This window comes from Streptomyces sp. NBC_00005, assembly GCF_045160215.1.
GTDB lineage: Bacteria > Actinomycetota > Actinomycetes > Streptomycetales > Streptomycetaceae > Streptomyces.
On the sequence record NZ_CP108316.1, the window covers coordinates 1,228,066 to 1,241,166 of the forward strand.

13 protein-coding genes and 1 pseudogene are annotated in these 13,101 nt (G+C 70.7%); 7 read left to right on the forward strand and 7 right to left on the reverse strand.

Features of this window, described 5'->3' with window-relative positions:
- Positions 1 to 19 precede the first annotated feature (19 nt).
- From OG303_RS06055 to OG303_RS06065, 3 genes are read left to right on the forward strand one after another with little or no spacing between them, the layout of a single operon-like run.
- On the forward strand, positions 20 to 775 hold the full coding sequence (locus OG303_RS06055) for a (Fe-S)-binding protein (RefSeq protein ID WP_405865498.1): 756 nt from the start codon (positions 20 to 22) through the stop codon (positions 773 to 775).
- Positions 772 to 2,250, forward strand: coding sequence for a LutB/LldF family L-lactate oxidation iron-sulfur protein (locus OG303_RS06060; RefSeq protein WP_405865500.1), 1,479 nt, complete (start codon positions 772 to 774; stop codon positions 2,248 to 2,250). Before OG303_RS06055 ends, OG303_RS06060 begins: the two co-directional genes overlap by 4 nt.
- Positions 2,247 to 2,909: a lactate utilization protein C gene (locus OG303_RS06065; RefSeq protein WP_405865502.1), complete on the forward strand. Its 663-nt coding sequence runs from the start codon at positions 2,247 to 2,249 to the stop codon at positions 2,907 to 2,909. Before OG303_RS06060 ends, OG303_RS06065 begins: the two co-directional genes overlap by 4 nt.
- Before the next feature lie 119 nt (positions 2,910 to 3,028).
- Here OG303_RS06065 and OG303_RS06070 read toward each other — a convergent pair.
- Positions 3,029 to 3,268: pseudogene (locus OG303_RS06070) on the reverse strand (ABC transporter permease); the annotation flags it as partial.
- A 154-nt stretch (positions 3,269 to 3,422) separates the two neighbouring features.
- Positions 3,423 to 3,992 carry a TetR/AcrR family transcriptional regulator gene (locus OG303_RS06075; protein ID WP_405865504.1) on the reverse strand — a complete coding sequence of 190 codons (570 nt, stop codon included), beginning with the start codon at positions 3,990 to 3,992 and terminating at the stop codon, positions 3,423 to 3,425.
- A 172-nt stretch (positions 3,993 to 4,164) separates the two neighbouring features.
- Here OG303_RS06075 and OG303_RS06080 point away from each other — a divergent pair, with 172 nt between their 5' ends.
- Together OG303_RS06080 and OG303_RS06085 are read left to right on the forward strand one after the other, a co-directional pair.
- Positions 4,165 to 5,022 (forward strand): AAA family ATPase, encoded by an 858-nt coding sequence (locus OG303_RS06080; RefSeq protein WP_405877107.1) that lies wholly within the window; start codon positions 4,165 to 4,167, stop codon positions 5,020 to 5,022.
- Between the two features lie 59 nt (positions 5,023 to 5,081).
- Positions 5,082 to 6,374 carry a vWA domain-containing protein gene (locus tag OG303_RS06085; RefSeq protein WP_405877109.1) on the forward strand — a complete coding sequence of 431 codons (1,293 nt, stop codon included), beginning with the start codon at positions 5,082 to 5,084 and terminating at the stop codon, positions 6,372 to 6,374.
- Between the two features lie 26 nt (positions 6,375 to 6,400).
- Here OG303_RS06085 and OG303_RS06090 read toward each other — a convergent pair whose 3' ends face one another.
- The gene (locus OG303_RS06090; protein ID WP_405865506.1) at positions 6,401 to 6,763 is read right to left on the reverse strand and encodes a cupin domain-containing protein; all 363 of its coding nucleotides are present in this window, start codon (positions 6,761 to 6,763) and stop codon (positions 6,401 to 6,403) included.
- Between the two features lie 173 nt (positions 6,764 to 6,936).
- Between OG303_RS06090 and OG303_RS06095 the strand changes: the two genes are divergently transcribed.
- Positions 6,937 to 7,332: a nuclear transport factor 2 family protein gene (locus tag OG303_RS06095; RefSeq protein ID WP_405865508.1), complete on the forward strand. Its 396-nt coding sequence runs from the start codon at positions 6,937 to 6,939 to the stop codon at positions 7,330 to 7,332.
- A gap of 22 nt (positions 7,333 to 7,354) precedes the next feature.
- On the opposite strand, the gene OG303_RS06100 is transcribed toward OG303_RS06095, so the two are convergent.
- The 3 genes from OG303_RS06100 to OG303_RS06110 form a co-directional block, all read right to left on the reverse strand.
- The gene (locus OG303_RS06100; RefSeq protein ID WP_405865510.1) at positions 7,355 to 8,344 is read right to left on the reverse strand and encodes a pyridoxal-phosphate dependent enzyme; all 990 of its coding nucleotides are present in this window, start codon (positions 8,342 to 8,344) and stop codon (positions 7,355 to 7,357) included.
- Positions 8,341 to 9,033 (reverse strand): transcriptional regulator, encoded by a 693-nt coding sequence (locus tag OG303_RS06105; protein ID WP_405865512.1) that lies wholly within the window; start codon positions 9,031 to 9,033, stop codon positions 8,341 to 8,343. Before OG303_RS06105 ends, OG303_RS06100 begins: the two co-directional genes overlap by 4 nt.
- Before the next feature lie 130 nt (positions 9,034 to 9,163).
- Positions 9,164 to 10,501, reverse strand: coding sequence for a hypothetical protein (locus tag OG303_RS06110; protein WP_405865514.1), 1,338 nt, complete (start codon positions 10,499 to 10,501; stop codon positions 9,164 to 9,166).
- A 502-nt stretch (positions 10,502 to 11,003) separates the two neighbouring features.
- Here OG303_RS06110 and OG303_RS06115 point away from each other — a divergent pair.
- Positions 11,004 to 11,714: a phosphatase PAP2 family protein gene (locus OG303_RS06115; RefSeq protein WP_405865516.1), complete on the forward strand. Its 711-nt coding sequence runs from the start codon at positions 11,004 to 11,006 to the stop codon at positions 11,712 to 11,714.
- 57 nt (positions 11,715 to 11,771) lie between these two features.
- Here OG303_RS06115 and OG303_RS06120 read toward each other — a convergent pair whose 3' ends face one another.
- Complete coding sequence (locus tag OG303_RS06120) at positions 11,772 to 13,097, reverse strand: glutamate-1-semialdehyde 2,1-aminomutase (RefSeq protein WP_405865518.1); 1,326 nt, start codon at positions 13,095 to 13,097, stop codon at positions 11,772 to 11,774.
- Positions 13,098 to 13,101: the final 4 nt, after the last annotated feature.

The window sequence follows — 13,101 nt, forward strand, 5'->3', positions numbered from 1 at the left end:
TCGATCACAAGGAGCCGCGATGCGTGTCGCCCTGTTCCTGACCTGTGTCAACGACACGCTCTATCCGGACACCGGGCGCGCCGTGGTGAAACTGCTGACCAGGCTGGGCGTCGAGGTCGACTTCCCGATGGCCCAGACGTGCTGCGGGCAGGCGCACTACAACACCGGGTACCGGCACGAGGCAGAGCCGCTGGCCCGGCATTTCTCCGATGTCTTCGGGGAGTACGAAGCGATCGTGACGCCCTCCGGGTCGTGCGGGGCGATGGTGCGGGAGCTGTATCCGCGGATGGGTGAGCGGGCGCGGGCCGAGGGGCGCGGGGACACCCTCGCGGCGACGCTGGCGCCGGTCGTCCCGAAGACGTACGAGCTCACGGAGTTCCTGGTGGACGTGCTCGGAGTGACGGACGTCGGCGCGTACTACCCGCACCATGTGACATACCACCCGACCTGCCACGGCCTGCGCAGCCTGGGACTGGGCGACCGGCCGCGCCGGCTGCTCCAGGCCGTGAAAGGGCTGGAGCTGGTCGAGCTGCCGGGCGCCGACGAGTGCTGCGGCTTCGGCGGCACCTTCGCCGTGAAGAACCCCGACGTCTCGGCGGCGATGGGCGCGGACAAGGTGCGCAACGCCGAATCGACCGGCGCCGAGGTGCTGTGCGCGGCCGACAACTCCTGTCTGATGCACATCGGCGGCACGATGGCGCGGCTGAGCACCGGCATGCGGCCGGTGCACATCGCGGAGATCCTGGCGAGCACGGAGGAGGAACCGGCGGCATGAGCGGGACGTTCGTAGGGATGCCGGCCTTTCCGAAGGCCGCGCACGAGGCCGTCAACAACCAGACGCTGCGCGGCAATCTCCGGCATGCGACGCACACCATCCGCGCCAAGCGGGCGAAGGCCGTGGCGGAGGTGTCCGACTGGGCGGAACTGCGGGAGGCGGGCAAGCGGATCAAGGACCACACGCTCCGTCATCTCGACCGGTATCTGGAGCAGTTGGAGGAGTCGGTCACGGCCGCGGGCGGCATCGTGCACTGGGCCGCCGACGCCGACGAGGCCAACCGGATCGTGACCCGACTGGTCAAGGAGACGGGCGAGTCGGAGGTCGTCAAGGTCAAGTCGATGGCCACGCAGGAGATCGGGCTCAACGAGGCGCTGGAGGCCGAGGGCATCCGCGCCTACGAGACCGATCTCGCCGAGCTGATCGTGCAGTTGGGCAAGGACCGGCCCTCGCACATCCTGGTCCCCGCCATCCATCGCAACCGCGGCGAGATCCGCGACATCTTCCGCAAGGAGATGGGTGAGTGGGGCCGCCCGGCCCCCGAGGGCCTGACCGACACGCCCGCCGAACTCGCCGAGGCGGCCCGTCTGCACCTGCGCGAGAAGTTCCTGCGGGCCAAGGTCGGCATCTCCGGCGCCAACTTCATGGTCGCCGAGACCGGCACCCTGATGGTCGTCGAGTCCGAGGGCAACGGGCGGATGTGTCTGACCCTGCCCGAGACGCTGATCTCGGTCGTCGGCATCGAGAAGATCCTGCCGACCTGGCGGGACCTGGAGGTGTTCCTGCAGACCCTCCCCCGCTCGTCCACGGCAGAGCGCATGAACCCGTACACCTCCATGTGGACGGGCACCACGGACGAGGACGGTCCGCAGAACTTCCACCTGGTCCTGCTCGACAACGGCCGCACCGACACCCTCGCAGACGAGGTCGGCCGCCAGGCGCTGCGCTGCATCCGCTGCTCGGCCTGCCTCAACGTCTGCCCCGTGTACGAGCGAGCGGGCGGCCACGCCTACGGCTCTGTCTACCCGGGCCCGATCGGCGCCATCCTCAGCCCCCAACTCCGGGGCACCGCAAGCGAGATCGACGCCTCACTGCCGTACGCCTCGACGTTGTGCGGTGCCTGCTACGAGGTGTGCCCGGTCGCCATCGACATCCCCGAGGTCCTGGTCCATCTGCGGGAGCGGGTCGTGGAGGGCGGGCAGGTGATCCGCGAGGGCAACAAGGTGGTGTTGCAGCCCGCGAAGGGGCATGCCGCCGAGCGGGCTGCCATGCGCGCGGCGCGCTGGGCGTTCACGCACCCGGGCGCCCTGCGCACCGGCCAGCGGCTGGCCTCCGGCACCCGCCGTCTGCATCCGCGGACGCTCCCCGGACCGGGCAAGGCCTGGAGCGACAGCCGCGACCTGCCCAAGGTCCCGGCGGAACCGTTCCGCGACTGGTGGCAGCGCACGCAAGGCGGAAAGGGTGGCGCGAAGTGAGCAGCAGGGAACGGGTGCTGGGCCGCGTGCGGCGCGCGCTCGCGGACGTACGACAGGACGACACGCCGTACGAGCAGGCGGTTCGGCGCGACTATCTGCGCGAGCACGGCGACCGGAGTGTCGAGCAGACGGTGGATCTGCTGGCCGAGAACCTGGCGGACTACCGGGCGATCGTGCACCGCACCGACCCGGAGGAACTGCCTTACCTCATCATGCGGTTGCTCGCCGAGCGGGGACCGCAGTATGTGCTTGTACCGCCCGGGCTGCCGCCCGAGTGGATGTCGGCCGCCGATCCCACCCGCGTCCACGACCGCGCTGTCAGCACACCCCATGACCTGGACACGGTCGAGAGCGTGGTCACCGGCTGCGCGGTCGCCATCGCCGAGACCGGCACCATCGTGCTGGACGGCGGCCCGGACCAGGGCCGCCGCCGGATCACCCTCGTCCCCGACCACCACATCTGTGTCGTACGGGTCCCGGACCAGGTCGTCTCCTCTGTCTCCCAGGCCCTCGAACGCCTCGACCCGGCCCGCCCGTTGACCTGGATCTCCGGTCCTTCGGCGACCAGCGACATCGAGCTGGACCGGGTCGAGGGGGTGCACGGTCCGCGCACCCTGGAGGTGGTGCTGGTGAGCGGTCAGCCGGTGGGACGTCGCTGAAGGGCAGGCTGGAACCGGCCCGGTTGGCGTGAGGGCATGATCCGGTTCGAGCAGGTCACCAAGCGGTATCCGGACGGTACGACGGCGGTGGACGACCTGAGCTTCGAGGTGTCCGAGGTGGCCAGGGACGGGATGGTGTAGAGGATCGTCGTGACACCGAGGACGGGTCCCGCCGACCAGCGCCAGCGGCGCGCCAGCACGGCCAGCGGGATGGCCAGGGCGAGGCCGACGAGCACCGAGATCACGGTGAGCTGCAGGTGCTGGAGGACCGCGTCGAGGAGGATCTGGCGGCGGGTGGTCAGGTACTCACCGCAGATCCACTCGTTGCGCGCGAGGCAGTCGTCCGGGGGCGCGGTCACGGGTCCATTGCACCGGGCGGGGCGCGGGGTCGGCTCGTTGTGGTGACCCGTACGGGGGTGCTGCCCTACCAGGACATCGGCATCCGTCTGGCGGGCGTCGCGGTCCCTGCCTCGTGGCTGGCGCGCTCCCCCCGACCGTCGCGATCCCCTCCGGCTACTGCACGCCCGCCGCGTCCAGCAGTGTCGTCACGGTCGCGAGGGTCAGCCCGTCCAGCGTCTCGATGCGGGCGCCGGCGCGGGCGCTCGCGCCGTCGAAGACGAGCATCAGCTGACGGGCGAGGAGCTCGGGATCCCGCGCGCCACCGAGCTCCGCCTGCACCTGGAACGCGTCCTTCAGACGCTCCTTGGCGCTGCGGGCCACGACGCTCGCCGGGTGGTCGGGGTTCTTCAGCTCGACCAGCGCGGCCAGAAAGGGGCAGCCCTGATACTCGGGCGCGGTCGAGAGCGCCTCCGCACGCTCGAAGACGTACAGGATGCGTTCGCGTGGCGTGCCGGCGTCGTCCGGGCCGGGCGCGAGCTGCGCCGCGTAACCCGGAGCACGGCGCTCCAGGCTCGCCGCGAGGACCTCGTCCTTGCTGGCGAAGAGCTGGTACATCGACCGCTTGGAGACACCGGCCGTCCGGCACAGCGCCTCGACGCCGATGGAGACGCCGTCTCGGTAGAAGAGCTCGGCCGCCGCGTCGAGCAGCCGGTCCTTCGTGGACGCGTTGTCTGTCGTGGCCATACGGCGAGGTTACCTCCGTGGGCGCGAGCATGGAAACCGATCGGTCTACCGAGGTCGCCGAGACGGGAGTCACGTGACAGAGAGGGTGAACAAGCGCTTAGATAGTAGATCCGACCCTCATTGGATCCGATCCGCAGTGGATCCCGTCCGCGCCGAGCTGGAGGCCCCGTTGCTGTTCACATCCGTCGACGACGTCTCCGCGCGTCTCGCCGCCACCGGATATCTCGCCTCGCCCGCGGTGGCCACGACCGTCTTCCTCGCCGACCGTCTGGGCAAGCCGCTGCTGGTGGAGGGCCCCGCCGGAGTAGGCAAGACGGAGCTCGCCAAGGCCGTGGCCGAGGTGGCTCAGGCGCGGCTGGTCCGGCTGCAGTGCTACGAGGGCGTCGACGAGTCCCGGGCGCTGTACGAGTGGAACCACGCCAAGCAGCTCCTGCGCATCAGTGCGGGCCGCGACGAGACGTGGGACGAGGCGCGCACGGACATCTTCAGCGAGGAGTTCCTGCTGACGCGTCCGCTGCTCACCGCCATCCGCGGCGACGACCCCAAGGTGCTGTTGATCGACGAGACCGACAAGGCGGACGTCGAGGTGGAGGGCCTACTCCTGGAGGTGCTGAGCGACTTCCAGGTCACCGTCCCCGAGCTGGGCACGATCAGCGCGACCCGCCGCCCCTTCGTCGTCCTCACCTCGAACGCGAGCCGCGAACTGTCCGAGGCGCTGCGCCGCCGCTGCCTGTTCCTCCACATCGGCTTCCCCGACGAGGAGTTGGAGCGTCGCATCGTACGGCTGAAGGTGCCCGATCTGGACGAGGCACTGGCCACCTCGGTGGTCCGGGTGGTCGGTGCACTGCGCGCCATGGATCTGCGCAAGGTCCCGTCGGTCTCCGAGACGATCGACTGGGCGCGCACGCTCCTCGCGCTCGGCGCCGACACCCTCGACGAGACCGTCGTACGCGACAGCCTGGGCGTCCTCCTCAAGCACCAGGACGACGTCCTCAAGGCGGCGGCCAAGCTCGACCTGGACGCCGTGTGACCGCGCCCGGCGTGGCGGAGCGTCTGACCTCTCTGGTCGGGGCGTTGCGCGCGCACGGCATGCGGATCGGCACCGGCGAGACCGTGGACGCGGCGCAGGCGGTGGCGGCGCTGGGCCTCGCGGACCGTGAGCTGCTGCGCGAGGGGCTGGCCGCGACGCTGCTGCACGGCACGACCCAGCGGCAGGTGTTCGACCCGGTCTTCGACCTGTACTTCCCGCGCGGCGTCGGCGGGCCCGAGGGCGGGCCGGCGGACAGGGAGGACCTGCGGGACCGTCTCGCGGCTGCGCTCGCCGCGGGCGACCTCGTCCTGACGGGGCAGTTGGCGGCGGAGGCGGTCGACGGTTTCGGCGGCTACGGTTCCACACCGGGCTCGGACGGCTGGTCGTCGTACCAGACCCTCGACCGGCTCCGCCCGAACACGCTGTTCGCCCGGGTCCGCGACATCGTCCGCGCGCAGAACGCCGCTTCCGGGTTCACCGACCGGCTGCTGGCGGACGAGATCCGGCGGCGTATCGAGACGTTCCGCAGGCAGGTGGCCGCGGAGGCGCGGCGCCGGGTCGCCGAGCAGCGCGACCGGGACGAACTCGCCCGGCGCGCGGTGGCCACGACCCCCGACCGGGTCGACTTCCTGTACGCCGGCAAACTCCAACTCGCCGAGCTGCGCAGGACGGTTCAGCCCCTCGCCCGCAAGCTCGCCACCCGCCTCGCGGCCCGCCGGCGGCGTGCCTCCCGCGGCAGCATCGACCTGCGCCGCACCCTGCGCGGGTCGCTGTCGACGGGCGGGGTGCCGATGAAGCCGATGCTGCGCAGGCGCCGTCCCGTGCGGCCCGAACTCGTGCTGCTGTGCGACGTGTCGGGGTCGGTGTCCGGGTTCTCGGACTTCACGATGCTGCTGGTGCAGGCCCTGCACGACCAGTTCAGCAAGGTGCGGGTGTTCGCCTTCGTCAACCGGCTCGACGAGGTGACCCCTCTCCTCGCGCACGGCGCGGCCGACCCGGGTGGGCTGGGTGCCCGCATCCGGGCGGAGGCGACGCTCACGGGCTGGCACGGCAGCAGCGACTACGGCGTCGCGCTGGGCGAGTTCGCCGAGCGGTACGGCGACGCGGTCGGCCCGCGCACGACGGTGTTCGTGCTCGGCGACGCCCGTACGAACATGAGCGACCCGAACCTGGCGGCGGTCCGGCACGTCGCCGAACGGGCCCGCCGCTTCTACTGGTTGAACCCCGAGCCGCACGCCCAGTGGGGAACGGGCGACTCCGCCGCACCCGAGTACGCCGAGCTGGTCGAGATGTACGAGTGCCGCAACGCCCGCCAGCTCAGCGCCTTGGTCGCACGCCTGCTGCCGGTCTGACCGGACCGGCAGCCGTTGACGTCGTCCTAGTCCTTCGCCTTCGCGTAGTCCGTTGCCATGCCGCCCGCGAAGTCGTACACCATGCACGGTTCGTCGCCGACGACCCAGGCATCATGACCGGGCGAGACGACGAAGACGTCGCCCTCTCCGATTTCCTGCTCGGCGCCGTCGTCCATCCGTATGCGCATGCGCCCCTGGAGGCAGTACCCGTTGTGATGGACCTGGCAGGTGTCCGTGCCGGCGAGGGGCGCCACGGACTCGGTCCAGCGCCAGCCCGGTTCGAAGGTGGCCACGGCGAAGTCGAGCCCGGTCATATGGACCGCTTCGAGGTGTCCGCGCGGGAAGTCGCGCCGCTCGTCCGGCTTGTCGACGGCCTTGATCTCAATCATGTCGGCTCCCTCCATTACGAGCCCCCTCCACCACACCATCGTCGGCCCGTCCACCCGGCACCGCCATCCGGGGACCACAACAAACGCCGAACGAGCGGACAATCCGGCCGAACGAGGAGACAATGGTGCACAGAGGCCGCAATCGCCGAACCATCAGAAAGGTGGCGATCACCGTGGCTGAACACGCCCACGCACTACTCGTACGCAAGGGCTACGACGCCTTTTCGCGCGGGGACATGGACACCCTGCGCTCACTGACGGCGAGCGATGCCACGCATCACGTACCCGGAACCCACCCACTGTCCGGAGACTTCAAGGGAATCGACGCCATCCTCGACTACTACCGCCGGCTGGGCGAGGAGACGAACGGGACCATGCAGGTCGAGCTGCGCAACGTCCTCGTCGATGGCCGCGGCCATGCCGTCTCCCTGCACCACTTCACCGCCCAGCGGGGCGGAAAGCGGCTCGACGAGACGGGAGGCATCGTCTTCCGGATCGTCGGGGACAAGATCACCGATCTCGACGAGTGCGTCGAGAACATCGAAGCGGGAAACGAGTTCTGGGCCTGACGGCCGTCCGGCCCGACGCCCGCTAGCCCGGCTGTCCGGTCTCCCTGCCGCACAGCTGGGCGAAGCGGTCCGCGTCGACATTGCCGCCGGAGACGATGACCCCGATCCGGCGTGGGAGAGGACCCGCACGCCCGGCGCGCAGGGCGGCCAGCGGGGTGGCTCCGCTCGGCTCGACGACGATCTTCAGGCGCTCGAAGGCGAACCGCATGGCGTCGCGGATCTCGTCGTCGGACACCAGGGCGATGCCGTCGACGAGCCGCCGGTTCACCGAGAACGTCAGCTCGCCGGGCGTGTGCAGGGCCTGCCCGTCGGCGATGGTGCGCGGCACGGGGATGCTGACGCGCCGCCCCGCTTCCAGGGACCGCTTGGTGTCGTCCCCGGCCTCCGGCTCGACGCCGATCACGCGGATCCCGGCGTACAGGCCCTTGGCCGCCGTGGCGGACCCGGCGATCAGACCGCCGCCGCCGACGGGCACGACGAGTGCGTCCAACTCCCCTGTTTCTTCGAGGAGTTCGAGTGCCGCTGTGCCCTGTCCTGCCATGACGTGCGGGTGCTCGTAGGGCGGGATGAGCGCGAGACCACGTTCGGCGGCCAGGGCTTCGGCCACGGCGACGCGGTCCTCGGTGTAGCGGTCGTACGTCACGATCTCGGCGCCGTAGCCTTCGGTGGCCTCCCGCTTCGAGCGCGGGGCGTCCTCGGGCATGACGATGACGGCGGTGGTGCCCAGTTCGCGGGCGGCGAGGGCGACGGCCTGGGCGTGGTTGCCGGACGAGTAGGCGGCGATGCCCCGGGCCAGCTGCTCCGGGGTGAGCCGGGAGGCCGCGTTGTAGGCGCCGCGGAACTTGAAGGCGCCTACGCGTTGGAAGTTCTCGCACTTGAGGTGGACCTCGGCGCCGACGAGCGCGTCGAGGGTCCGTGAGCGGAGCACCGGGGTGCGGTGCGCGACGCCCTTGAGCTGCGCGGCGGCGGCACGGACGGCGTCGAGGGTGACCGGCGGGGTGGTGGTCGTCACGCGTGTCCTCCAGCGGGGGTCGGGTCGGCGGCGGCTCGGGACTGGGAGAGGTAGCTGTAGGCGGAGGCGCGGGAGATGCCGAGCCGGGTGGCGACCTGCTCGACCGCGCGGCGCACGGCGAACACGCCGTGTTCGTCGAGGCTGCGGAACAGGTCGAGGCGCTCAGCGCGGTCCAGTCCGGCCCAGCTCTGGTGCCGCCCGATCCGGTGGGCGTCGAGGATGGCGTCGACGACGGAGTCGATGTCGTTGCCGAAAGCGGTGACGGGCGCCTGCTCGGCGGCTCCGGGGGCGGGGCCGACCAGGGCGCCGAGCAGGGCATGGGCCTCGTTCACCGCGGTGATGTCCACGTTGACGCACAGGGCGCCGAACACCGCTCCCGTGGAGTCGCGCAGCACCATCGTGGACGACTTGACCAGCTTTCCGGCCCCGGTACGGGTGACGTAGTTCAGGTCGTCGGCCGCCTCGTCGCCGCGGGCGAGGACCCTCATGCCGATCTCGCTCATCGCCCCGCCCACTGCCCGCCCGGTCACCGAGCCGGCGACGGCGACGACCGACTTCTCCGGTTGCCGGTAGTCGTGCAGGACCACCTCGCACACCGGGCCGAACGTCGCCACGATGCCGTCGACGACGGGTCCGAGAGCCGCGATGATCGCATCCCGCTCGGCATCGAGCAGGTCTTCAGTGGCCATGCCGTGCTCCCCGTCCTCCGGCGATCCACACGTCCTCACCCTCACGAGACTAGACCATCAGTCCAGTGCCTGGACAGACAGTCCAGGTCGCGGAGTCGTGATTCGCCCTAACCCGGAGTCGTGAGTCGACCTAGACCACGGTGTCGTGAGTCGCCGCGTGGGTCAGCGCCTCCCGGGCCGCGTGCCGGTCGCCGACCGTCTCCCACCAGGGATGGGTGTGCATCTCCTCGGCGAGACGCCTGCACCGCTCCCGCGCGTCCGCGAGGCGCTCCCGCTGTGCGCCGGAGATCTCCGCGCGCCCCGCCGCGACGTCCGCGCCGCTCGGCAGGTGCGAGGCGACGTCCGCACAGTGCTCGAGCGCCCGCGTGAACGTCCGCCGGGCGGCGACCAGATCACCGGGAATGACGAATTCGCCCACCGTGAAGGGACGGGAGAATGCGGACGGCCCCGGTTCCGTGTGCCACCCGGACGCGTCGATGGGCTGCCCGTCGTCGCGCGCTCGGGTGAGTTCGGGCCGGACTCCCGTCTCCATGCCGTCACCGATCGGCCAATCGGCCGGACGAGGAACGGAATTGGGTGCCGGATCGCCGGCCCGGCGCGCGGTCGGCAGACCCGGCAAAGGCTCGGGCCTGCCTTCGAGAAACTCCTCCTTGTCCGTCGGCGTGACCCACATGTGCCATCCGCGGCGGCCGGCCGGATGCGGCATGTAGAGCGAGACGAGTTCACCTGTGCCCGTGCGCCTGATGACGTCGTCGTAATAGAGCCCGCGCACCGGTTCCCAGAGTCCGTGCCGTCCGCCGCATCGGCCGGTGCCCTGCTGCGGGCAGGGCACCGGATTGCTCCAGTCGCAGCGGGACATGTGCAGTTGCTTGATGCCGCCGCGCACCGGCAGGGCCGCGCGGTCGGTGACGTCCCGCCAGCTCTGTACGTTCAGACGGGCCCAGGGGGCGCGGTCGATGGGGATCGCGTTCTCGTTGTTGACGAGCCACAGCGGGGTGAGCCCGTCCTGGAGCGCGCCGCGGGTGCGCTCGTCCACGGAACCGCCGGCTATGGCCGCGAGTTGTATTTCGTACGCGAGCCGGTGCCTGTCGGCGCCCTCCACGGTCACGTCCGTGCGGTGCTTTCCGCGCTCGGCCCCCTCCGCTCGCGTCACTTGGAAACCCTCTCCCGAGGCGACCTTGGCGGTGTATTCCCCGAGCGCCTTGTGGAGATCGCTTTCGGCTCTTGTCTCCGGGCGTTCCCCTTTTGCCACGTGCATGGCGTGCGGCCGGCCGTTGACCTTGCGGATCGCCATGAAGCCGGGGCAGATGAACCCCTCGGCCTCATGGGCTTCCAGGCAGTACAGAAGATCCGGCTCGTAATTGCCGTAGATCTCGTCGAGCAGCCGCGGGTATTCGGGGTGCCCGAGATCCGCCTCGGTCAGGTCGAGCGTGACGCCGAGGCCCCTGTGCCAGACGCTGTAGGTCATATGGCGAGAGTAGGACGCAGCACTGACATTCGTCGTTCAGGTCGTGCTGGGCAGGGGCCGTCGGTCTCGTGGGCAAGAGCCACCAAAGGGGCCTTCAAGATCTTGTTGACCCCAGCTTTAACTCCGCTCTTTCCTTGCGGAGTTGTTTTGGCACTGCTCGTACGTCTCCGTACGCCAAGATGATGAATATGGCTTCAGAGACGCTACGAAACAGGGCGCGGCTCACACTCCGTGACCGTCCGACGGCGGTTTGCCGCGAGTCGTACAGGCCAGGAACGGGTGTCCGCGGGTCGGTTGTGGTCGCTGGAGGGTGGGTCGGACACGACGGAGGGGCTCGCGTTGGATCGCCGTTGGGACGCGGTCGCCGGCTCCCCCAACGAGGTCAGCGCCTTGTTGCGGTCCTGCGGCGCCGGCAGGGCGGCGACATGATCCCGCAACGTCCGACGCTGCGTACGGCGGACAAGAAGGCCATTTCCGCAGGTCGACCGGACGCGGTGGGCGGGTGACCGGCCGGTCGGCGCCCGCGGTGCTGCCCCCGTCGCTGCGCGCGTGGCTCGGGCTGATCGCGGCCCTCGCCACGCTGGTCGTCGTCGCGCTCGGGGTTCTGTACGCCGGCCAGAGCGAGCCCAGCGGGGTGGACAGGTGGATCGTCAAGCCGACGGCGGACAGTGTGCGGCCGCCGTGGCGGCGCGTCGCTCTGTTCATGGACTTCTGGGGGAACCCCGCCGGAGCGGCGATACTGATCGTCGCCGCTGTGACGGGCTGCCTGCTGCTTCGGCGTCCTCGCGCGGTGGTGCTCGTCGTTGCCGGTGCGGGCATCACCGTGGGGACGGCGACGCTGCTCAAGCACCTGGTAGGGCGCACCATCCACGGCGCCGGCAACCTGTCCTACCCGAGCGGGCACACCGCCTTCCTCACCGCGCTCGCCCTCGTGGTGGCGCTGCTCGCGACCGGCCGGCTCGGCCTCGGCAGGACGGCCGGCACCTCACTCGTGCTCGCCGCGGCGCTGGTCGCCGGCGCCGCAATGGGCTGGGCGCAGGTCGCCCTGGGCGCGCACTACCCGACCGACGTCCTCGGCGGCTGGTGCACCGCGCTGGTGGTGATACCGGCGACCGCGTGGCTGGTCGACCGGACGGCCGACCGGCTGGGCGATCGGACGGCCGACCGGCTGGGCTATCGGACGGCCGGCGCCGGTCGGCGGGAGCGTCGCTGACGCCACGCCACGCCACGTCACCTCTCGTCTCGTCTCGTCTCGTCTCGTCTCGTCTCGTCACACCAAGCGGCGGAATACGGGCTTCACCGGCCGCCCGGCCAGCCAGGGAGTGGGGTCGGCGGCGTCAAGTGCCTTGCGGTACACCGCACATGCCTGGGCCACCACGTCGACGGTGCGGTCGATGTCGGCGTCGTCGAGCGCACTGCTCACCACGAACGACGGGGCCAGCACTCCGCCCGCGAGGAGCAGGCGCAGGAACAGGGTGCGGTACTGCTGCGACGGCTGCCCGTTCTCGTCGAGGGTGGCGAAGACCAGGTTGCTGGCCCGGCCCCGGACGACGATGTGGTCGCTGACGCCCATGCTCACCGCGACGTCGCGAACACCGGCGGCCAGCCTCTCGCCGAGGGCGTGCAGCCGCGCCGTGATGCCCTCCTCGACGTAGGTGGTCTGTACGGCCATCGCGGCTGCCAGGGAGTGCGTTTCCGCACCGTGGGTGGTGGACAGCAGGAACACCCGATCGCCGGAGTGACGCAGCCCGCCCCACTCCATCAGCTCGCGGCGCCCGGCCAGCGCGGAGACGGCAAAGCCGTTGCCCAGCGCCTTGCCGAACGTGGAGAGGTCGGGGACGACGCCGTACAGGCCTTGGGCGCCCGCTTCGGACCAGCGCAAGCCGGTGATCATCTCGTCGAAGATCAGTACGCAGCCGTGCCGGTCGGCCAGTTCGCGGAGGCCCTCGAGGTACCCGGGCGGCGGCTCGGTGTGGCCGGCAGGTTCGAGGATCAGGCAGGCGACCTCGCCCTCGTACCGGGTGAGCAACTCCTCCGTGGCGGCCAAGTCCCCGTAGGGGAACGCCACCGTGAGCTCGGTGGTCGCCGCCGGGATACCGGCGGACATCGGCGTCGTACCGATGAACCAGTCGTCGACGGAGAAGAACGGGTGGTCGCCGCAGATGGCCACCCGCGGGCGCCCGGTGACGGCGCGGGCGAGGCGCACCGCGGCGGTGGTGACGTCGGAGCCGTTCTTCGCGAACTTGACCATCTCGGCGGTCGGCACCGTGGCCAGGAAGCGTTCCGCGGCCTCGAGCTCCACGATGGACGGCCGGACGAAGTTGCTGCCACGGTCGAGTTCCCGCCGCACCGCTTCGAGAACGCGTGGGTGGGCGTGGCCGAGGCTGACCGACCGCAGGCCGGAGCCGTACTCGATGTAGCGGTTGTCGTCGATGTCCCACACGTGGGCGCCGCGGCCGTGGCTGATGACGGGGGCCAGGTTCTCGGGGTACTGGTCGTCACCCTTGGCGTAGGTGTGCGCGCCCCCGGGGATCATGGCGTGCAGCCGCTCGTTCGCCGTCCGCGACCGGGGCAGGCGGAACTCTTCGGTGTCCACGGTG

Coding starts and splice junctions, on each gene's coding strand:
- OG303_RS06090 (WP_405865506.1), bottom strand. CDS start 6,763: ATGATTGAGATCAAGGCCGTCGACAAGCCGGACGAGCGGCGCGACTTC.
- OG303_RS06075 (WP_405865504.1), bottom strand. CDS start 3,992: ATGGCCACGACAGACAACGCGTCCACGAAGGACCGGCTGCTCGACGCG.
- OG303_RS06055 (WP_405865498.1), top strand. CDS start 20: ATGCGTGTCGCCCTGTTCCTGACCTGTGTCAACGACACGCTCTATCCG.
- OG303_RS06105 (WP_405865512.1), bottom strand. CDS start 9,033: ATGGCCACTGAAGACCTGCTCGATGCCGAGCGGGATGCGATCATCGCG.
- OG303_RS06060 (WP_405865500.1), top strand. CDS start 772: ATGAGCGGGACGTTCGTAGGGATGCCGGCCTTTCCGAAGGCCGCGCAC.
- OG303_RS06110 (WP_405865514.1), bottom strand. CDS start 10,501: ATGACCTACAGCGTCTGGCACAGGGGCCTCGGCGTCACGCTCGACCTG.
- OG303_RS06085 (WP_405877109.1), top strand. CDS start 5,082: ATGCGGATCGGCACCGGCGAGACCGTGGACGCGGCGCAGGCGGTGGCG.